The organism is Oceanospirillum sanctuarii, from assembly GCF_002150805.1.
GTDB classification, from domain to species: Bacteria; Pseudomonadota; Gammaproteobacteria; order Pseudomonadales; family Halomonadaceae; genus Oceanospirillum; species Oceanospirillum sanctuarii.
Window position 1 is genome coordinate 1 of record NZ_MTBA01000009.1, and the last position, 19,348, is coordinate 19,348.

Here is a 19,348-nt window from a genome sequence, read left to right on the forward strand (position 1 = left end):
AGAGTACAGATCAGGAGAGTACAGATCAGGAGAGTACAGATCAGAAAAGTATTAGAGCTTACCGTGATTTGATTGTTAGGTATTGAGAGCGACGCAGGTACGGACCGGAATCCGTACCTGCGTTTTTGCTTTTAGCCTTCAACATCCAGCAGGAAGCCGGTTTCCTGAGCTTCGCTACTGGTCAGCAGACTTTTCAGGGCTTCAAAGTCGATGCCATCTTCGGTGAAAACCGCAGATGCCGCCTCTTCGCCATACTCTTCCACTAACTTAGCTTCCAGTTCTTCAGGAGATGCCATGCCCTGTGGTGGCGGTGGAGGAGGCATTCCACCCATGCCACCAGGAGGTTGGCCACCCATACCTGGGCCTTCAGGGGCGTTAGCCGCCAAAAGCTCAGTCAGAGCTTCCACATTCAGAGTGCCATCTTCGGCAACAATGCCGGTTGCTTCCTCACCAAAACGATCTGTCAGATTAGCAACCAGGCTGTCCAGATCGATATCGCCATCCTCAACGGATTGCGCCATGCGTTCTGCCATCTCCTCCGGGGAAGGTGGTTTACGCATCTCGTGCATCTGGCTCTGTCCAATACTCTGAACACTATTAATACTCATAGGTCTCTCCTTAAATTGAGCTTTTTTGGAACGGGTCGTTTAAAAGCAAACCATGCCGTTTTGTCTTGCCGCTTTTTGGCAAAGAGCTCTGGGTTACGGCAAGAGGGTAAGAGCAATGCCAGTGCCGGATTTGTAAAACGAAACAAAGGTTTAGCTCTCTTAACGTGACTTGTTCTTTCTTAACGTTTCTTTGCACTGTAAAGAGATAATGCAGTTTCTTTACAAAAGGCTCAGGCCGTAAGCTCCCGGTTTTGTGCAAAGAGATATAAAAAAAGCGGCATTAAATTGCCGCTTTTAAAGGGTTATCCTCTTTTCTCAAATGGCGTTGCCGTCTGAGAAAAGCAGGCCGTTGATCAGGACTCTGAGGCTTCAGTATCCGGCCGAGGCATAGGGCGCATCTCTTTGTGATGGTCGTGTTTTCCTTTGTGACCCTTATCACGCATGGAGTGACGCATATCTTCCATCAGTTCCATCTTGATGCGTTGCTCTGGTGTCAGTAACTGATAAACCTGCTGACGCATGGTCGCTCGCGCCTGCATGCGCTCTGCCATCTGTTTCTGGGCGTTTGTGATCAGTTCGTTAACCTTGTTCTGATAGTCGCTATCGGTTGGGTCGAGGTCCCGCATGGCCTGATGCAGGGCTTTAGGTGATGCACCTTCTTCTTTCTCAGATTTGTGCTGTTCAAACAGAGTTTTCAGTTGTGCCACCTGATCGTCGGTCAGCTCCAGATAGCGCTTCATTTTTTCCATTCGACGCTCAGAATGTTTTTCCATCATCTGTTGGCGCTGTTCCGGATCGCCACCAAAGCGGTGGTAGCCTTCACCGCGATCATTTTGATGGGCAGAAACCGCAGCACTGAGTGTCAGGGCTGCCAGAGTTGAGCCAATCAGTGCCAGTGATTTTTTGCTTTTCATGTTTTTCAGCAGAGATAGTTTTTTCATTACAGTCATCTTGATCATCTCCATCAGATGTTGAGTCGCCCTTGGTGGCGGTTTTATTCCGCTCAGTCATGGGCGTTTGCTTTCGATGGATGCAGTATGGGCTTTGGCTGCGCAAAGTTGTCACACACCGGTGTAAAGTTAGGTAAAACCTGATCGGATAACAGGGGAGAAGCCTTACTGCGCCAGCCAAAGGCAGTATCATAGGCTTAAGATTTTGACTTGAATGCGTTTCGCCGTATTTAACCCCCTATTTGTTAAATAGCAGTTAAACAGCCCTTACCGAGGTAACCCTATGTCCAATGAACGATTACTGCTGGTCGATGACGATAAAGAACTTTGCAGCCTGCTGACGGAATACCTGAGTGCTGAGGGTTATCGGGTTGATTCCGCCTACAACGCACAGCAGGCGCTGGAAAAGTTACAGAGTCAGAGTTATAGCCTGATGGTGTTGGATATCATGATGCCCGGTACAACCGGGCTTGAGCTTCTGCAGCAGATCCGCCCCCGTATTACCCTGCCGGTGATTATGCTCACTGGTCGTGGTGATGAGATCGATCGAATTCTGGGACTTGAGATGGGGGCTGATGACTATCTGGGCAAACCCTGTAATCCAAGAGAGCTGCTGGCACGGATTCGTGCGGTATTGCGTCGTATGTCGCCTCAGGCTCCTGTGGAAGGGCGTTTACCGGAGCAGCCGTTGGTCATCGGCGCTCTGAGTCTGAATCCGGCAACCCGTGATGCCCGCGTTGCGGATCAGCTTCTGGAGCTGACCAGTGCCGAGTTCAATGTGCTGGCGTATCTGATGCAGCACGCAGGACAGGTTTTAAGTAAAGAACAGCTGACCCGCTGGGTACTGCATCGTGATCTTACCGCTTACGACCGTGCGATTGATGTTCATGTCAGCCGTGTGCGTCAGAAACTGGCACCTTATTTTGAGCAGGCGGGGGGCGAATCCGTGGAGATGATCAAGACGGTTCGCGGGCAGGGTTATATCTTTGTTTATACCGCTGATCAGGTTCAGGGCTAGCATTATGTGGCGGTTTAACACCCTGTTCTGGAAAATCTTCGGTACCATCTGGCTGATCAGCTCACTGGCGATGTCGAGCGTGTTTCTGGTGTTGGCCAGCCGTGATGATCAGGATCGCTGGCGTCACTTGTTCGAAACCCAGTTTAAGGATCAGGCACTGGAATTGATCCGGGATTATGAAGCCAATGGCACAAGCCGTAATCCGGTTGTAGAGCCAGATGGAAGCATGATTGAACAGCCTTTTTTATGGGAAATGCCGGATCGACTGACCCGTTTTTATCTCACACGGGAAGAGCGCAATCGCCTTGAGCGTCAACGTCGTGAAGAGCGCTGGAGGGATGATCGTGAGGGGGGGCGTTTTCCGCCGCCTGATCACGGTTACAATCCACCACCAAAGCCACCGATCTGGCTCTATCAGGTAGATTCGACCGGGGTGAATATCAATCAGATTACCGGCCACAGACGTCCTGCACCTCTGGATGCCTTTGCCCTGGATCTCACTTCCGATAGCGGGCAGGCATATCGCCTGATGGTCGAGCTGCCACCCCCTCTGCGGCATAAAGAGCGCTTTGCCAGTTATCTGTTTTCTATCCAGATGATTATGGTGATGGGGGTTGCGGCTATCTCAGCTCTGATTCTGAGCTTTATGCTGATTCGCCCGATCCGGCAGCTGAGCGAGCACGTTAAGCAGATCTATCATCAGGGGGATCTGAGTACCCGTGCTTCCCGCAAGCTGAGCCAACGCCGGGATGAGCTGGGCGAACTGACCCGTGAGTTCGATCAGATGGCTGACTATGTAGAACGCACACTGCAAAGCCAGCAGCGTCTGCTGCAGGATGTCTCCCACGAACTACGCGCGCCTATGGCTCGTCTGCAGGTCAGTGCAGGCCTTGCGGAGCAGCAGTTGGGAGAGGGCAGTACGCTGGCGCAACGGATTAACCGGGAGTGCGAACGCCTTGATGGCCTGATCGCAGAGATTCTCTCCTTCAGCCGTCTGGAAAGTGCGCAGAAAGAGGGCGATCGGTTTGCTGTAAAAGAGCTGTTTGATGAGTTGGTAAGTGACCTGAGCTTCAGTCAACCGGAGCGTCCGGTCAACGTTCAAATTGAACCGGAGACCCTGCACCTGAATCTGAACCGGGATCTGTTGGCGCGGGCTCTCAGAAACGGCATCGGCAACGCCCTGAAATACACCCCGGAAGATAGCCTGTTGGAACTGACCGCCCGTCAACAGGGCGGCGAGCTACTGATTCGGCTGCGGGATCATGGTGAAGGTATCAGCGATGACCTGCTCAAAGAACTCTTTACCCCCTTTGTCAGAGGCACCGGAGGTCACGGAGACGGCTATGGTCTTGGTATGAGTATCGCCCGCCGTGCTGTTGAGCGTCTGGGTGGCACTTTGAAAGCAGAGAATCATCCCGAGGGTGGTCTTCAGTTATCGGTACGTTTGCCGGTTTAATGCCAGTCTGATGCAAAAAAGGGGCTGATGCTTTAAGCATCAGCCCCTTTTTTCTTTGTAGCGATTCGACGGTTAAGTGTGTCTTTGTCCTTCTTTTACCCTTACTTAACCCTTCAGCCCCAGATAAACACCGGCACTCATCATAATACCGCCGGCGCTTTTGTTCAGGCGGTTCACCGATTGCTCGGAGCGGAGCATCTTGCTGGCCCAGGCGGCGAAACCTGCGATCAGCATCAGGCCTGCCAGCAGAGCAACAAAAGTCAGTCCGGCCGCCAGCCAGATATCCTGTGTGGTCAGTACTGTCAGATCCATAAAGGTCGGCAGGAAGGCGATATAGAAAAGGATCACCTTAGGGTTAGAGGCGGAGATCAGAAAGCCCTGAATAAAACCGGCAAGGATACCCTGGTCAGCCCCTGCATTACCCTGTTGGCTCAGATCCGGTTTGCTGGTGAACATTTTATAACCCAGATAAAGCAGGTACGCGGCACCGGCATAACGGATAACTGTAAACAATCCGCCCCAGTGTTCCGCAACCGCCGCAAGACCCAGACAGGCCAGAACCAGATAAATAATATCGCTGGCAATCATACCTACGGACATGGGCAGGCAACTGCGGGAACCGAACATCATACCGCGGGCCAGAATGGCAAATACGCCGGGGCCGGGGGTGATGCCGAAGATAAAGATGGCGATAAAAAAGGTCAGTGCGCTTTCAAAAGACATAGCGAGATCCTTGCGGGAAATAGAGATTTAGGAGAGTTGCAGGAAATATCACTGAGCGATGCGCTAATGCGCAGGGCTAAGATCTGTATTTTGGGTTTCACCGTAGAGGTTGTAAAGGTTGTTTCAGGATTGAAGCTATCTTTTTTGTGCGATGCAGCTAATAATGCTGCAGGGCAAAAAGACCCAGTAACGGGATCAATTTGTCAAAAGGATGGTATCAGTTAAATACAAGGGCAGATCGCTACGACTTTAGAGGTAATATTCGCCCAATTGATAAGTTATTTAGCGGTTTTAGCTCAAGACTTTTCAGTCAGAATCCGTATAATTCTGCGCCATCCACGGGGTATTGTAGACAAAATGTCGCAGTAATTATCTGATCCTGTAGATAGTTGGTGCGTACCCCAGATTATAACTAAAAAGGGATATCCAGAGACTCTGACTGACTGCTTAGCATGCGGGCAGAGAAGCCAAAAGCTGATTTCTGGTGTCGGTTCAATCCCAACAATATGACGAATGGCAAAGCTCTATGACCGCAAAAACTGCAGATGTGTTGCTAGTAGGGGCCGGTGCGATGAGCACGACCCTGGGCATGCTGCTGAAGCAGCTGGATCCCTCCATTAACCTGATTATGGTAGAGCGCCTTGACCACGTGGCGCACGAAAGTACCGACGGCTGGAACAACGCCGGTACCGGCCACGCCGCATACTGCGAGCTGAACTATACCCCTCAGCAAGCTGATGGCAGCGTAAACACTACCAAAGCTTTCGCAATCAACTCGGCCTTTGAGGTCAGCCTGCAATTCTGGTCCTACCTTGTGGAACAGAAGGCACTCCCTTCCCCTGAGAAATTTATCAATCCTGCGCCACACTGCAGCTTTGTCTGGGGCGAGAAGAATGTTGAGTTTTTGCGTACCCGCTATCAGACCCTGAGCAAATCACAGTCTTTCGAGGACATGGAATACTCTGAAGATCACGACGTGATTCGCCAGTGGATGCCATTGGTGATGCTGAACCGTGATCCTTCCGAAAAAGTTGCTGCGACCCGTGTTCGCTACGGCTCCGATGTTGATTTTGGTTCCGTTGCTCGCAACATGGTCGACCACCTGCAGAAGCAGGACGGTTTTGAGCTGCTGCTGAGCCACAACGTTCAGGATATCGACAAAGCTAAAGATGGCCGCTGGAACGTTAAGTTAAAAGATAAAAATGGCAGCAATGTGACAATCAATGCTGGTTTTGTCTTCCTGGGTGCCGGTGGTGGTGCTCTGCCTCTGCTTCAGAAATCTGATGTTAAAGAGGGTAAGGGCTACGGCGGTTTCCCTGTAAGTGGCATGTGGCTGGTTTGTAAGAAGCCAGAGATTGTTGAGCAGCACATGGCTAAGGTTTACGGCATGGCTCCGATCGGTGCGCCTCCTATGTCGGTTCCGCACCTGGATACCCGTATTATCAACGGTCAGAAAGCACTGCTGTTTGGTCCGTTTGCCGGCTTCACCACCAAGTTCCTGAAGCAGGGATCTATGTTCGATCTGGTCAGCACCATCCGTCCGGATAACCTGATGCCGATGATGTCTGTGGGCATGAACAACATGGATCTGACCAAGTATCTGATCAGTGAAGTACGTCAGTCTCACAGCGCCCGTTGTGACTCTCTGCGTAACTTCTTCCCTGAAGCTCAGGATGATGACTGGGAACTGGCTATGGCAGGTCAGCGTGTTCAGATCATCAAGAAAGATGAGCAGGGCAAAGGTAAGCTGGAATTCGGTACTGAAGCGATTACTACTGCTGATGGCTCTCTGGCAGCACTGCTGGGCGCCTCTCCGGGTGCATCCACTTCTGTAAATACCATGATCGGTATTATCGAGAAGTGCTTTAAAGACCGTATGGAAAATGACGGTTGGAAGGAAAAACTGAAAGAGATGGTGCCATCTTATGGCCACACTCTGGCAGACAATCCTGAGCTTCTGAAAGAGGTTCGTCAGCGTACTCTGACAACTCTGCAGCTGGATAAAGCTGAGAAGCAACAGGCGCAGGAAGCATAAGCTCCGGCCCCAAGCGTTAGGTTTAGACCCGAAAAAACGGCAGCCATGGCTGCCGTTTTTTTATGCCTGCTTTTCTGCATCCGTATCGATGTTTTCCATTAGCCTGTTATACGGGTTAGTTGCCGTTATTGTATTTTCTTCCCATTTTTAATTTGACCCGTCTACAGGTTCAGGGCTGATGCTTAAGCCTCCACAGTAAACAGGTGAACTTATGCTGACTGTTACTCAGCTGGCCCGACAGGCCGGAATCTCACGATCAACTCTGCTCTATTACGAGCGCGAGGGTTTGCTGAAACCGGCGTTGCGCTCTGAAAGCGGTTACCGCTATTACGGTGACGCTGAGCAGAACCGACTGAAGAGCATTGTGGCTTATCGTGGCTATGGCTTGGCTGTCAGCGATATTCACCAGCTGTTGGAACTTAATGACCGACAGGCTCAGGCACAGCTGCTGAAACAGCATTTTCAGCAGCTGGAGCAGGAGATCGGTCAGCTCAGACAGCAGCAGAAAGGCATTGTCGCCCTGCTGCAGGAACCGGAACTACTGGAGGAAAATAACGTGACGAAAGAACGTTGGGTCGCCATTATGCAAGCCGCAGGATTTGATGAAGATGCCATGACCCGTTGGCATCAGACCTTTGAACAGATGGAGCCGGAAGAGCATCAGAAGTTTCTGGAATCCCTCGGTATCGCTGAGGAAGAGATTCAGAGAATCAGAGGCTTTTGAGTGAAGAAGAAATGGAGGCTAAGCCTCCATTTTTTAGGATGCTTTCTTCGGTAGTGAGTGCACCCCGGTTGTCAGAGAATGTTGGTAAGACTGATTAAATTTTTGGTTAAGATCGGGTGATGTTTTTAAATTGCGGGTTCGTTTGCTGAGTAACTTACCCGTGTTTTGTCTCATGTTAGCTCTTCTGGCCTCGAGAGATTTCTGAATTGTTTCCATGGTAGAAAATAACTCATCGCAAAGTTCAACTGATCTTGAAAGAGAGCATTTTTTCATTTTATGAAACCATTTCCATATCGGTTAGAAGGTTTTGGGATGCAATAAATTGGTAAAAGTCATAATTGGTAAGCGGTTTGCTGATCAGATAACCCTGTAGGTAGTCACACCCCAGTTCGCACAGCAGTTGTTGTTGTTCATTATCTTCAACTCCTTCGGCTACAACCTTCATGCCGAGACTCTTGGCCAGATTGATAATCGCTTTGGTGACTAATTGATCCTGAGATTCGGTCATCATTTTATTAATAAAGCAGCGATCAATTTTCAGCTTGTCGAGTTGGAATCCTGTCAGGTAACTCAAGCTTGAGTAGCCTGTACCAAAGTCGTCAATAGAAAGTAAAAAACCTGCAGTTTTAAGGTCTTTCACAACTGAGATGGCGGATTGTGCATCATGAATCATCGCCGTTTCAGTAATTTCTAGAGAGATCCTGTTTATAGGAATATTGAAAGATTTCAGTGTTGCTTTCAGGTGTTCAGCCAATTCTGTATGTTGTAGTTGTTGTGCTGAGAGGTTGATTGCAATACTGCCCTTATAATGATCACCCCATCTTGCAAGTTGCCGGCAAACCTCTTCGACCACCCAGAATCCGAGGTCATTGATAATCCCGCAGTGCTCGGCCAGAGGAATAAAGCGGTCCGGGGGGACTTGCCCAAATTTTGGGGAGTTCCAACGGAGCAGGGCTTCGGCAGAGAAAATATCACCAGTTTTTGCATTGATTATGGGTTGGTAATGCAGCGACAGCTCGCCTTTGTATAGGACGTTGTGTAACTCGTGTTCCAGCAGAATACTATCATTGGCTTCCTGCTGAATTTGAAGATCAAAAAACTGCGAGCAGTTACCGCCTTGCTCCTTTGCATGGTGCATTGCTATGTGAGCAGATTCGATAATGTTTTTAGGCCGATCCGTTTTCTGAGCAATGGCTATTCCGATGCTAACCGTAAACTTCCATTCAATTCCCTGGTATTCGACACTATCCCGAAGCGTCTCCAGCAGGTGCTGTGAAACAGATGCTGCTTGATCCGGTGTTGAAATGTAGGGTGCTGCAACTATAAATTCGTCACCAACTGATCGTGCAATAAGTCCTTTAGGTGTAAATGTATCTGTTAGCCTGGAAAGGGTTGTTCTAATAACGTGATCGCCCAAAGCTATACCGCCGTGGCGGTTTAGCTTATTCATTTTATCTATACCGATATAGAAGACGGTAATTGCATCTTTTTGCTTGTTGAGATGCTCATTGATTCTCCCAATGATGCCCTCCTGACCTAAGATGCTATGGCTTTGGCATGGTGCGAGCGATGCCGACAGTGATGTGACATCGTCGTAAAGTACCGGCGTACCGGAGGAAAAATAATTGGTAATTTCACCTTCATCATTTTTAACGGTGTATATCGTTTTTTGTTCGGGGTACTCACGACCATCTTTTCTTCGGTTCCAGATTATTCCAGACCAGAAGCCGTCATTAATCAGGCTGTGCCAAAGATTTCTGTAGAACTCTTTATCTTGTCTTCCAGAGCTAAAATAACCAGGATCAAATCCGATAACTTCTTCGTATCTGTATCCAGATAGTTCTTCGAAGCGCTTATTTACTTTTATTATTCTGTTATTTGCATCTGTTATCGCTACAGATGAATGGCTGGAGTGGAATATACGTTCAAAAAGTAGCCACTGGTCTTTATATTTCTCTCTCCAACTAATATCTCTCACGGCAAGGATGGCAAAATTTGAGTGTGAAGACTTAATAGCCCATTCCAGTTTTAACAAGCTACCATCGTCTAGTCTTTCTTCGCTTTCAAATACTGAGGCATTGTCCTGGTTGTTGATAAGGTTTCCGATTTTTTCTCTTTCCAAATCAGAAAACCAGAGAGATAGCTCACTTTTTGACTTGTTATATTTTTTTGCAATTGAATTAAATTTATCATTAAAAGAAATAATAGAAATATTATTATCAAGATGAATGTGAATAAAGCCCATGTCCATCTGATCCATGACCATTGCAACAGATCCCAGCTCATATAGAGGGGCTGACATTCTTTGAGCTTGATTCAACTTCTTACTCCATTAATACAGTGATTAATATGCTGCTTGTGAAATTTTGGGCATCCTACATGACGGATGCCAATAAAGAATTAGGGGGAACCCTAATTTCTACTGACAAAATCAAACATTCTTGGAGTTTTTGTTCTAAGTTTGGTGGGCTATTTGATCGGTAGATAAAATATTCTGTTGTTGTTACAGGAATATTACCAGATAACGTTGGGTTAGCATCTTATGCTAAAGAATATAGGAGTATATTTAGGCTATGTTTTTTGGGATATTATTTTTTGTATTTTTGTTTATATTGATTTACAAGGTTGATAATACTGCTAGTTTCAATAGTCGGCTCCGGCCCCCAGGGATCAAAGATCGCTTCGTCAGAGCGTTTAACCCAAGCGGTTTTCATGCCGTGGTTAAGTGCGCCCAGCACATCAAAGGGGTTGCCGGAGATCAGCCAGGCGTTTTCGGCGTTAACCTCTGCGGTATTCAGCAGATGCTGGTAAACATCCGGGTTAGGTTTGAAGGTTTGCAGAACCTCAACGCTAATTACCCCTGCGAAAAAGTCCCGAATACCCGCATGGGCCAGCAGACCTTCCACAGCGGCAGCACTGCCGTTAGAGAAGGCGTAGCAGGTCAGTCCTGCTGCTTTGGCGGCTTCCAGTCCTGCCAGGGCATCGGGGAAAGCGGGCAGGGTTTTGTAAACTGCCATCAGTTCGTTGCGAACCGCCTCTTCAAGGGGCTGCTTCAGTGCCTGGCAGGCAAAGTCCAACGCATGTCGGGTGCAGACAGAGAAATCGACATAATCCCGCATCAGGCCACGTCGGAAGGAGTACTCCAGTTGTTTTTCCCGCCAGAGTTTTGAGAAGGCGGGAGCGGTATCACCCATCACCTGTTGCAGGGCATCCAATACCCCCTGAGTGTCGATCAGGGTGCCGTAAACATCAAAAGCCAGAACTGTTTTTTGTGACATGCTTGCCTCGTATCTCTGCCGTTGCTTTTGTCGGTTTTTCAACAGCCTAGCATAGCCCTGACTGTTTTTTCAGGTTCAGCTTGAAGGGTAATCACCGTATCATAGCCCTCCTGTTTGTAAGCACCTTAGGAAACCTTTAGGGAATAACAAAACCATGATGCCAGAGCTGAACTTTGATCAGGAAGACCTGCTGAAACTCGCCCAGATGAAGATGCCCTTCGGTAAATATCAGGGGCGTATTCTGGCGGATCTGCCGGAGCCTTATCTGCTCTGGTTCAGCAAGCAGGGTTTCCCGAAAGGGGAGTTGGGTAAGTTGCTGGCGCTGATGCTGGAACTGCATATCCACGGGCTGGATCGTTTGTTAGACCCGCTGAAACCTACCCGGAAAACCCAATACCGCTTCGACGACTGATCCGGCTTTTCCGACAGCTCGTAAGACGCATAAGCCACGGAGATGCTTATGCGTTATTACTCACTGTTACCCCTTTCTGCCATTATCGCCTTCAGCTTACTGACGGTGCTGGTCAGTCTCGGCTGGATTCCACCGGGGGAAGAGATTCTTACCCAACTGCAGGCCAATCTGGCTGATAGCCGAAGCTGGTTACTGCTGTTGATTATTCTGGCAGAGTCCATCATCTATCTGGGTTTTTACTTCCCCGGTCAGTTTTTTGCCGTGGTGATCGTCGTACTCTCTGATCCCGACTTTGGCGATATGCTCTGGCTGACCCTGATGATGGTGTCAGCGGCGACCTTGGGTTCATGCATCAATTACGGGCTGGGGCGTGCTTGGGGTGATCCTGCCTGCAGCGGTCATCAGGATTACTCCCTGCGTAACCTGCTGCTGGCGATGCTGCATACCAATGCCTTGGCGTTTTATATGTTTGCCCAGGGGGCAAGCCGACATCCCTTTAAAGTGGTCTGGCTCTCCGGCCTGATCAACCTGCCTTACTACCTGCTGTTGATCGCAGGAACCGCACTCTTAAGTGATGAGGTGATGTATGTCGCTGAAACACCGGAAGTGCTGGCACTTTTCCTCACGGGCTGGTTTCTGATCGCCCTTTGGCTGGATATCCGCAAGCGGGCGATACCTGCTCCCGATAGCTGATATTTTGCTGGCTTCTCACCATCACGAATTGACTTGTCGCTTATAGGGCGTATCGTACGCACCGCTGAAGAGTGCAGAGCTTTCTGTGCTCTTCAGTTCTCTATAAACAGCGATAAGGAGCACTCAGGTGTTACAGCTATCAAATGCCGTTTCCATTCCCGATGAGGAGTTGGAACTGCAGGCCATTCGGGCGCAAGGGGCCGGTGGTCAGAATGTGAATAAGGTGTCCTCGGCGATCCATCTGCGTTTTGATATACGGGCTTCCAGTCTGCCGGAGTTCTACAAAGAGCGCCTCTTGGCACTGAAAGACAGCCGGATCAGTAAAGAGGGTGTGCTGGTGATTAAAGCCCAGCAGTTTCGCACTCAGGAGAAGAACCGGGAGGACGCGTTGGAGCGATTGAAGACTCTGATTCTGGATGCCACCAAGGTTCAGAAAACCCGACGTCCAACCAAGCCCAGTCGCAGTTCACAGAACAAGCGGATGGATAAAAAGAATCAGCGCGGCCAGATTAAATCTCTGCGCGGTAAGGTGATGTAATGAAAACGGACAAAACGATGATGATTAACCGAATGATGGCAAGAAAAAGAATGATGGTAAGAAAGAACAGGCTCAGGACAAACCCGGATCAGAAACTCAATCTCAGACAGCTGGTGATAACCCAAAGCCTTCAGGCAAAAGAGAAAGGGCTGCCGAATACACTGCAAAGCAGTTTATCCGCCAGCCCTTTTTATAAGCCAGCCGTTTATAAATTTCCGCTTCTGATGTTTGGCTAGTTAAACTCAGCCACCACTCGATCCAGCTCTGCCAACAGCTCCTTTTTACGGGCTTCTTCTGCCCAGCTGCCTTCAATACTGTTTCGGGTCAGGGTGATGATATCATCGGCGCTTAAGCCTACCGCCTGCTGCAGCTGAATCAGGTTCTCATTCATATAGCCGCCAAAATACGCCGGATCATCTGAGTTGATGGTGGCTTTCAGACCGGCTTTCAGCATGGTCGGAATCGGGTGGTTTCCAAGATCTTTCACTACCTGCAGTTTCAGGTTGGATAGCGGACACACCGTCAGCACCATCTGAGAATCCCGCAGTCGCTCGATCAGGGCATCATCTTCCAGCGAACGGTTGCCGTGATCAACACGATCTACCTGCAGCAGATCCAGCGCCTGCCAGACATAATCCGCCGGGCCTTCTTCACCGGCGTGAGCGGTAATCTTCAGACCCAGTTCACGGCAGGCCTCAAAGACCCGTTCAAATTTCTCCGGCGGATGCCCCATTTCTGAAGAATCCAGACCCACACCGTAGATCTCATCCAGATAAGGTTTGGCCAGTTCCAGAGTTTCAAACGCGCTTTCTTCAGAGAGGTGGCGGAGGAAAGACATAATCAGACGGTAGCTGATGCCGTTCTGACTGCGGGCTTCTTTCAGCGCCTGCAGGATGCCGCCAATCTGAGTGGCAAAGTCGATACCCCGCTCCAGATGCCCCTGTGGATCCCAGAAGATTTCGACGTGACGCACATTCTGGCTGTGTACCTTATCCAGATAGGCGCGGGTCAGGTCGTAGTAATCCTGACGGGTCTGCAACACATTCATGCCCTGATAGTAAAGGTCCAGAAACTCCTGCAGGTTGTTGAACTGATACGCCGCTTTCAGAGCCTCTACGGAGTCGTAGCTCAGGGTGATGTTGTTGCGCTGAGCCAGTCGGAACATCAGTTCCGGCTCAAAAGAACCTTCAAGATGCAGGTGCAGCTCTGCTTTGGGCAGAGCCTGAATCAGGGCGCTCAGGTCAGTGGCAGAAGCCGTCCGGGAATGTGTCATAACTTTCTCCACTCTTTTCTATTCGCTATTCGCTATTCGCTATTCGCTATTCGCTTTCGCGATTTATATCTTCGGGGGGCGGGCATTCTAGCGAATCCCTGCCGGTTTTTCTGGTGGATTATTAATCGTGGTTTTAATCACCTTTAAGATCACTTTTTTAGTCATTCTTTCGTATCAGCAGGGGCAGCATCCCGCTCCGGTTTAAACCAGAGTTCAGGCCGGTTGAGCGGTGTTTTCGGGTGCAGTTCCGGGCCTTCCAGTTTGATCAGGGTGTAATCGGTATTGTTGAGCAGATTAAGGGCTTTTTTCAGCTCCGGACGGGTGCGGAAATAGTGGTCAAAGCTCCCATCGGCGATCGCTCTTTCCAGACCGGTTTCGATCCGCTCTGCCAGATGAACCCGCTCTAGGGGGACAAAAAAGTAGATGGGGCTAACGTACTGCAGCACCAGATCCTCTTTCAGCATCAGGCCATCGGTGATATCCCGCTCCAGCTCCAGCCAGACCTCGGCGATACTTCGGGGGAAGAGATCAACACGATTCTTTCGCATCATCTCGAAGGGGCCTGCGTATTGGGTGTGGGTGCGCACCGGAAAACCGTTCTTTCTCAGAATCGCCACATCCGGCCAGCCATTGCCCTGAATCATCACATAGCGGTTCAGTTCCTCTTTGGTATCCAGTGTTGAAAGCTCAACCGCCCGTTTACGGTTAATCAGCATCATGCGATAGCCCAGTAAACCCTTCATCAGAGGAATGCGGATCGGCTGGGTGCGTATCTCCCGCATGCCGCTGGTCATGCCCCAGGTCACATCCAGCTTGCTCTGGCTGACCATCATAAAAGAGCGTTCCTGATTGATAGGTTCATCCCTGGGGCCGAGCATATAAGGCCCGTAATCTTCCACGGTTTTATCCAGTGCCAGACGTAACAGACCGGTGAAATAGTTAGGGCGCTTATCGTCGGGGTGATCCGCAGGGCGGTGATAGAGCACCAACATGGGTTTGTCCGGCTGAGCAGACGGTTGTGACAAAGGTTGTGTCGAAGGTTGTGGTGAAGATTGGGTGGAAGCCTTATCTGAATCCGCACGGCTGATATCGGGGGAGAGCAGCATCAGGCTGCTCAGCAACAAAGCGAATAGCGATATCAGCGGAAGACGATGCAGGATTAAAGGAATCGGTTTTGCCATGGCATTGCCCCAGTTAACTGTTGTTGGTGTTCAGGGTGCGCTGCGATGTTTTATGCAGTCCTTTCCAGAGTATAGATTTCTTTCAAATATTTGAATCGACTTAATTAAAAGAGTGCGGATCATCTGCTTTGTGCAACCTTGGTCGCAAAGACATAGGTCGGATTGCGACCAATGAGTCATTTTCATATTCTTGCCCGCTGCCTACTGAACGGTAGGAGATAACAGGTTGTCACGGAAGAACTTTTTAACCTGATTTTTTGCGTACTTAAGCGCTGTCATTTTCAACAAACACAACAAAGAAGATCCCGATGACACATTCTGTACACTCTGAGCAAGAGTCTAAAGACAACACAACAGACGCGTGTTACCGCTCGCAACGTAAGCCAAGTAAAAGCTTCTCCTCCCGTGCGGAGTATCTGGAGCACGAACTCACCATTATGAATCCCAAGCGTTGGGGCCTGAATCTGCCATTCCGTGATTATCACTTTGAAATGGAAGACTTCGTACCTGCGCTGGCAGCAACCATCGGTAAAATTGTGATGGTGGCGGCTGTTGTTGCCGCATTCGCCGCACCGATGGGACTGTCTCCTGAATTTGTGATTGAAAACGTCCGTTTTGAGATGCTGATCGCAGCCCTGCTGTTCGTGATTCTGTTCTCCGGTATTTTCAATCCGAATGCCAACCTGGCCGGTACTCACGGCCCTATGATTCCTATGATCCCGCTGATTGTGGCCTCCGGTGGTCACCCGATGGCGCTGGGTGTCATGGTGGGACTGTTAGGTCTCTTCCTCAGTGTTACCAAAGGCGGCAGTAAGCTGATGGTACTGACCGGCGAAGGGGTGCGGGGCGGTCTTCTGATCTACCTCGGTGCTGTCGGTATGATCAGTCAGGTCAATGCACTGTTCGACTGGGCAAACGGTATCGGTATGGGTTATGTCGGCTTTGCGGTGATCCTGTCGACGGTACTTATGTATGCCTTCCTGGCACGTATTCAGATGCGTTGGTTGTCGATCCCGCTGGGCTCAGGTCTTGCCATGGTGATCGCTCTGGCTCTGGGCGCACCGTTCGAGTTTGTCACCGAGCCTGGTATTCCAAACCTGAATCCGTCGTACTGGTGGGGTGAAGATACCGGTTGGCAGATGGGCTGGCCTGAACTGCATCACTTTATTGCGGTAGCGCCTTTTGCTGTGCTGGCGGTTGCTATGTGGTCGCCGGATTTCCTCGGTCACCGTGTCTTCCAGGAACTGAACTACCCGAAAAAAGCAGAAAAAGTACTGATGAACGTAGACGACACCATGGCGGTTGCGTCTCTGCGTCAGATGGTCGGTAGTACCATGGGTGGTGGTAACCTGGCTTCCTCCTGGGGGACTTATATGATCCCTGCGGCGATCGCCAAGCGTCCGATTCCGGCCGGTGCGGTCATGACAGGTATCCTGTGTGTGGTTGCAGCTCTTTGGGGTTACCCGATGGATCTGGCGGTATGGCCTCCGGTTCTGCGTGTTGCTCTCTTGGTGGGTGTATTCCTGCCGCTGCTGGAAGCCGGTATGCAGATGACCCGTGACTCCAAGACTTCTCAGTCTGCGGGTATCGTGATGTTTGCTTCTGCTTTTGTTAACCCGGTATTTGGCTGGTCTCTGACCATGCTGCTGGATAACCTAGGTCTGATTGGTGACAAAGAGCGTGGTCGTGAACTGCGCCACACAGATCGCTGGATCATCCCATGCATCACCTTCGTGGTTCTTTGTGTGGTGATGGCCGCAGTAGGTATGCTGCCGGGTATCCCGCCGATGGTGGAATCCTTCCGGTCGGCAGCGGGCTAAGCCCTGTTGACCACGGAAACTGAAAAGGCAGCCTGATGGCTGCCTTTTTTGTGCCTGTTTTTTACCGGTCTGCTGAGCAATTTTGTACAAAAAACTTATTCGGGTATGAGTTAGACTCAATCAACCTCCGTTGGGAAACGACCATTCGTTCTGCAAACCTGCTTTTATGACTAAAGAGAACATTCCGGCCGAAGAAGCTGATTTATCGACAAAGGCCAATTTGTCTGATAAAGCCAATTCGCCCGAGAAAGCCAATTTGCCTGATAAAGAGAGCGCCGTATTCAATACCGCTGCAGAGCTGGGTGGTGTTGAGCTTCTGAACGCCCGTTATAAAAAGCAGAACTTCTCCCGCCACAGCCATGAAGGCTTCACCCTTGGCGTGATTCAGGAAGGTGCGCAGTGTTTTTATCGTACCGGTGGTAACCATATCGCCCCCCAGGACAGCATCATTCTGGTGAATGCCGATGAGGTGCATAACGGCCATTCCGCTGCTGATGGCGGCTGGGCGTACAAGGCGATGTATCCGCTGCCGGAGCAGCTCAACAGCGTCTGCGCGGAGCTGGGCAGCTTCAAAGATGTGACACCCTATTTCCCGGAACCTGTGGTGCATGACCCCGAACTGGCAGCGCAATTCCGCCAGCTGTTTGAGGTACTGGAAACTTCAGATAACCGGCTGCTGCGGGAAAGTCTGATGTATGCCTTTCTGGTGAAGCTGATTCACCGCCACGGTCGCTCCCGTCTGCCGGAAGGCCCGCAAACCAAAGTGCAGTCCCAGCTGCATCGGGTGAAAGAGTTTCTGGATGATTTTCCGGAAGCGGATATCTCTCTGGAAGATCTGGCACAACTGGCTAACCTCAGCCCGTATCACCTGATTCGAGCTTTCGGTAAAGCCTTTGGCCTGCCGCCCCATGCTTATCAGGTACAGGCGCGTTTGCGTCTTGCCCGTCAGTTTCTGCGTAAAGGCCAGACACTGGCAGATGCTGCACAAAGCAGTGGTTTCCACGATCAGAGCCATCTGCACCGCCACTTCAAAAAAGCGATGGGCGTGACGCCTAAACAGTACCGCCAGAGTTTTGGTTTCTGATCTGACCTTTGCCCCACCTGAGCAATTTTATCCAAGTTTTCCCGCCCTCAATTCTTCTAATCTCAAACCTCGATTTACTCATTTTTTCTGTCTTTGTGCGTTTAGAGGTTGTGATGATTCCAGATACCTTCAGTCGGTTGGGCAGGCTTAATCCGCTCAGTCCGTTTAGTCGTTTTAATCGTGGCGCGCTGGCGATGTCGCCGCTGACGATAGCGGTATTGCCCTGGGGCGTGCTGGTGGGGTCACTGGCTATTGATGCGGGTTTTACCCTCTGGGAGAGTCAGGCGCTGTCGGCCATCTTGTTCGCTGGTGCCGCCCAGTTGGTGGTGATCGGTATGTTAAGTGGTGGCGCGGGTTTACTGGCGCTCCTGGTAACGGTGTTCTTTATTACTTCCCGCCACCTGCTTTACAGCGTGGCGATGCGAAGCCGAATCAGCCCTTTGCCACTGCGTTGGCGTTTGGTGCTGGGTTTCCTTCTGACCGATGAACTTTTTGCGCTGTCTTCATCTGGTTTGAGCCCATCTGAACAGGGTTCATCTGCGAAGAAATCCGCTGATAAATCTGCAGCCGTAGAACCTGAGTTTGATCGCTGGTTTGCACTGGGAGCCGGTCTGAGTTTTTACCTGATCTGGAATCTGGCAACCCTGGCTGGAATCCTGTTGGGCAATCACTTCCCGCAGATGAGTCATTGGGGGCTGGAGTTTGCGGTTGCCGCGACCTTTATCGCCTTGGTCGTTCCTCAGATTACCGGTTGGCCGGTGGCAATTTCGGTTTTTGTCGCCCTGTTGCTGTCGGTCATGTTGCACCTGTATGTCGTTCCCGGTGCTTTAGCATTGGCTGCGCTGGGTGGAATGTGCGCGGGTTATCTGGCTGACCAGATAGCTGAAAGCATGTCGGGTGAAGAAAGGTTAGGTGAATCCCAGAGTGCTTTTTCTGAAGCTTCTAGTTGTTCTGAAACATCAGAGGAGCCAACCCGATGACTTTTCTGATTATCTGCATTCTGGCAGCACTGGTTTTTTTAAGCCGTTATTTGTTTCTGGAGCCGAAACTGCCGATTAAGCTATCTGCTAAAGGAGAGCGTTTTCTGCACTTTTCAGCCCCTACGGTGTTAACCGCGATAGCAGCCCCCGTGGTGCTGTTGCCGGAACAGGCGGGTTCTGAGTCCCCCGAGCTTTGGTTGGCCTGGGACAATCCCTATCTCATCGCAGCTTTGTTCTGCGTTGTGATTATCCGTTTAACCGGAAATGTGTTGCTGACCACGGTACTGGGTATGGGGGGATTTGTGTTGTTGAGTCAGGTGCTATTAGGTCACGGGGCGTAGGTCACGGGCTTTAAGCCTGAGTAGTGGATTTTTCTGTTTGTGAGGTAGTGATCTGAGCTAGAGATGGGAAGTGAAAGAGAAAAGTCCCATTTTTAGCGAGAAAATGTCATGTTTAGCCATGAGTCTTGTGTCCATAATAAATTCAACAAAGAGGGTAGGGATTTGAAGGGACGTTGCCTCTCTACCCGGCGCAAGCGCTGCTTAAGCAGTTTGCGTCCGACGACTACAACAACA

The 19,348-nt window shown here is 50.2% G+C and carries 19 protein-coding genes; 12 read left to right on the forward strand and 7 right to left on the reverse strand.

Features of this window, described 5'->3' with window-relative positions; translation table 11 throughout:
- Positions 1-131: 131 nt before the first annotated feature.
- Positions 132-608, reverse strand: a complete 477-nt coding sequence (locus BV405_RS14275; protein WP_086481569.1) for a hypothetical protein — start codon at positions 606-608, stop codon at positions 132-134.
- Positions 609-961: 353 nt separating this feature from the next.
- Complete coding sequence (locus BV405_RS14280) at positions 962-1,558, reverse strand: Spy/CpxP family protein refolding chaperone (protein WP_176330173.1); 597 nt, start codon at positions 1,556-1,558, stop codon at positions 962-964.
- Between the two features lie 283 nt (positions 1,559-1,841).
- On the opposite strand from BV405_RS14280, the gene BV405_RS14285 reads away from it, so the two are divergent.
- A complete protein-coding gene (locus BV405_RS14285; RefSeq protein ID WP_086481571.1) occupies positions 1,842-2,576 on the forward strand; it encodes a response regulator transcription factor in 735 nt (244 codons plus the stop codon).
- Positions 2,577-2,580: 4 nt separating this feature from the next.
- Positions 2,581-4,032, forward strand: a complete 1,452-nt coding sequence (locus BV405_RS14290; RefSeq protein ID WP_086481572.1) for a sensor histidine kinase — start codon at positions 2,581-2,583, stop codon at positions 4,030-4,032.
- A 105-nt stretch (positions 4,033-4,137) separates the two neighbouring features.
- Here the strand turns inward: BV405_RS14290 and BV405_RS14295 are convergent, their stop codons facing one another.
- Positions 4,138-4,755 carry a LysE family translocator gene (locus tag BV405_RS14295; protein WP_086481573.1) on the reverse strand — a complete coding sequence of 206 codons (618 nt, stop codon included), beginning with the start codon at positions 4,753-4,755 and terminating at the stop codon, positions 4,138-4,140.
- A 484-nt stretch (positions 4,756-5,239) separates the two neighbouring features.
- On the opposite strand from BV405_RS14295, the gene mqo reads away from it, so the two are divergent.
- Positions 5,240-6,790: a malate dehydrogenase (quinone) gene (gene mqo / locus BV405_RS14300; RefSeq protein WP_281251697.1), complete on the forward strand. Its 1,551-nt coding sequence runs from the start codon at positions 5,240-5,242 to the stop codon at positions 6,788-6,790.
- 211 nt (positions 6,791-7,001) lie between these two features.
- On the forward strand, positions 7,002-7,514 hold the full coding sequence (locus BV405_RS14305; RefSeq protein ID WP_086481575.1) for a MerR family transcriptional regulator: 513 nt from the start codon (positions 7,002-7,004) through the stop codon (positions 7,512-7,514).
- A gap of 274 nt (positions 7,515-7,788) precedes the next feature.
- Here the strand turns inward: BV405_RS14305 and BV405_RS14310 are convergent, their stop codons facing one another.
- Together BV405_RS14310 and BV405_RS14315 are read right to left on the reverse strand one after the other, a co-directional pair.
- A complete protein-coding gene (locus BV405_RS14310) occupies positions 7,789-9,834 on the reverse strand; it encodes a sensor domain-containing protein (RefSeq protein ID WP_140054626.1) in 2,046 nt (681 codons plus the stop codon).
- A gap of 268 nt (positions 9,835-10,102) precedes the next feature.
- Positions 10,103-10,792: a haloacid dehalogenase type II gene (locus BV405_RS14315; RefSeq protein WP_086481577.1), complete on the reverse strand. Its 690-nt coding sequence runs from the start codon at positions 10,790-10,792 to the stop codon at positions 10,103-10,105.
- 154 nt (positions 10,793-10,946) lie between these two features.
- Here BV405_RS14315 and BV405_RS14320 point away from each other — a divergent pair, with 154 nt between their 5' ends.
- The 4 genes from BV405_RS14320 (at position 10,947) to BV405_RS14335 (ending at position 12,671) form a co-directional block, all read left to right on the forward strand.
- Positions 10,947-11,204, forward strand: a complete 258-nt coding sequence (locus BV405_RS14320) for a DUF3820 family protein (RefSeq protein ID WP_245832342.1) — start codon at positions 10,947-10,949, stop codon at positions 11,202-11,204.
- Between the two features lie 48 nt (positions 11,205-11,252).
- The gene (locus BV405_RS14325; protein WP_086481660.1) at positions 11,253-11,897 is read left to right on the forward strand and encodes a hypothetical protein; all 645 of its coding nucleotides are present in this window, start codon (positions 11,253-11,255) and stop codon (positions 11,895-11,897) included.
- A gap of 127 nt (positions 11,898-12,024) precedes the next feature.
- Positions 12,025-12,435 carry an alternative ribosome rescue aminoacyl-tRNA hydrolase ArfB gene (arfB, locus tag BV405_RS14330; protein WP_086481578.1) on the forward strand — a complete coding sequence of 137 codons (411 nt, stop codon included), beginning with the start codon at positions 12,025-12,027 and terminating at the stop codon, positions 12,433-12,435.
- Positions 12,435-12,671 carry a hypothetical protein gene (locus tag BV405_RS14335; protein ID WP_086481579.1) on the forward strand — a complete coding sequence of 79 codons (237 nt, stop codon included), beginning with the start codon at positions 12,435-12,437 and terminating at the stop codon, positions 12,669-12,671. Before arfB ends, BV405_RS14335 begins: the two co-directional genes overlap by 1 nt.
- Here the strand turns inward: BV405_RS14335 and BV405_RS14340 are convergent.
- Complete coding sequence (locus tag BV405_RS14340) at positions 12,668-13,708, reverse strand: adenosine deaminase (RefSeq protein ID WP_086481580.1); 1,041 nt, start codon at positions 13,706-13,708, stop codon at positions 12,668-12,670. The two genes, BV405_RS14335 and BV405_RS14340, sit on opposite strands and share 4 nt — an antisense overlap.
- Positions 13,709-13,869: 161 nt before the next feature.
- Positions 13,870-14,889: a hypothetical protein gene (locus BV405_RS14345; protein WP_086481581.1), complete on the reverse strand. Its 1,020-nt coding sequence runs from the start codon at positions 14,887-14,889 to the stop codon at positions 13,870-13,872.
- 308 nt (positions 14,890-15,197) lie between these two features.
- On the opposite strand from BV405_RS14345, the gene BV405_RS14350 reads away from it, so the two are divergent.
- The 4 genes from BV405_RS14350 (at position 15,198) to BV405_RS14365 (ending at position 19,114) form a co-directional block, all read left to right on the forward strand.
- Positions 15,198-16,709 carry a DUF3360 family protein gene (locus BV405_RS14350; RefSeq protein WP_086481582.1) on the forward strand — a complete coding sequence of 504 codons (1,512 nt, stop codon included), beginning with the start codon at positions 15,198-15,200 and terminating at the stop codon, positions 16,707-16,709.
- A gap of 166 nt (positions 16,710-16,875) precedes the next feature.
- Complete coding sequence (locus tag BV405_RS14355; protein WP_086481583.1) at positions 16,876-17,793, forward strand: AraC family transcriptional regulator; 918 nt, start codon at positions 16,876-16,878, stop codon at positions 17,791-17,793.
- Between the two features lie 113 nt (positions 17,794-17,906).
- Positions 17,907-18,773, forward strand: a complete 867-nt coding sequence (locus BV405_RS14360; protein WP_086481584.1) for an AzlC family ABC transporter permease — start codon at positions 17,907-17,909, stop codon at positions 18,771-18,773.
- Positions 18,770-19,114, forward strand: a complete 345-nt coding sequence (locus BV405_RS14365) for an AzlD domain-containing protein (RefSeq protein WP_086481585.1) — start codon at positions 18,770-18,772, stop codon at positions 19,112-19,114. Before BV405_RS14360 ends, BV405_RS14365 begins: the two co-directional genes overlap by 4 nt.
- The last annotated feature ends 234 nt before the right edge of the window (positions 19,115-19,348 follow it).

Excerpts from the sequence above, each read along its gene's own strand:
- BV405_RS14295 (WP_086481573.1), bottom strand. The coding sequence starts at position 4,755 with ATGTCTTTTGAAAGCGCACTGACCTTTTTTATCGCCATCTTTATCTTC.
- BV405_RS14365 (WP_086481585.1), top strand. The coding sequence starts at position 18,770 with ATGACTTTTCTGATTATCTGCATTCTGGCAGCACTGGTTTTTTTAAGC.
- BV405_RS14290 (WP_086481572.1), top strand. The coding sequence starts at position 2,581 with ATGTGGCGGTTTAACACCCTGTTCTGGAAAATCTTCGGTACCATCTGG.
- BV405_RS14320 (WP_245832342.1), top strand. The coding sequence starts at position 10,947 with ATGATGCCAGAGCTGAACTTTGATCAGGAAGACCTGCTGAAACTCGCC.
- BV405_RS14315 (WP_086481577.1), bottom strand. The coding sequence starts at position 10,792 with ATGTCACAAAAAACAGTTCTGGCTTTTGATGTTTACGGCACCCTGATC.
- BV405_RS14325 (WP_086481660.1), top strand. The coding sequence starts at position 11,253 with ATGCGTTATTACTCACTGTTACCCCTTTCTGCCATTATCGCCTTCAGC.
- BV405_RS14360 (WP_086481584.1), top strand. The coding sequence starts at position 17,907 with ATGATTCCAGATACCTTCAGTCGGTTGGGCAGGCTTAATCCGCTCAGT.
- BV405_RS14355 (WP_086481583.1), top strand. The coding sequence starts at position 16,876 with ATGACTAAAGAGAACATTCCGGCCGAAGAAGCTGATTTATCGACAAAG.
- BV405_RS14345 (WP_086481581.1), bottom strand. The coding sequence starts at position 14,889 with ATGGCAAAACCGATTCCTTTAATCCTGCATCGTCTTCCGCTGATATCG.
- BV405_RS14340 (WP_086481580.1), bottom strand. The coding sequence starts at position 13,708 with ATGACACATTCCCGGACGGCTTCTGCCACTGACCTGAGCGCCCTGATT.
- BV405_RS14335 (WP_086481579.1), top strand. The coding sequence starts at position 12,435 with ATGAAAACGGACAAAACGATGATGATTAACCGAATGATGGCAAGAAAA.
- BV405_RS14275 (WP_086481569.1), bottom strand. The coding sequence starts at position 608 with ATGAGTATTAATAGTGTTCAGAGTATTGGACAGAGCCAGATGCACGAG.
- BV405_RS14350 (WP_086481582.1), top strand. The coding sequence starts at position 15,198 with ATGACACATTCTGTACACTCTGAGCAAGAGTCTAAAGACAACACAACA.
- BV405_RS14280 (WP_176330173.1), bottom strand. The coding sequence starts at position 1,558 with ATGACTGTAATGAAAAAACTATCTCTGCTGAAAAACATGAAAAGCAAA.
- BV405_RS14305 (WP_086481575.1), top strand. The coding sequence starts at position 7,002 with ATGCTGACTGTTACTCAGCTGGCCCGACAGGCCGGAATCTCACGATCA.
- BV405_RS14285 (WP_086481571.1), top strand. The coding sequence starts at position 1,842 with ATGTCCAATGAACGATTACTGCTGGTCGATGACGATAAAGAACTTTGC.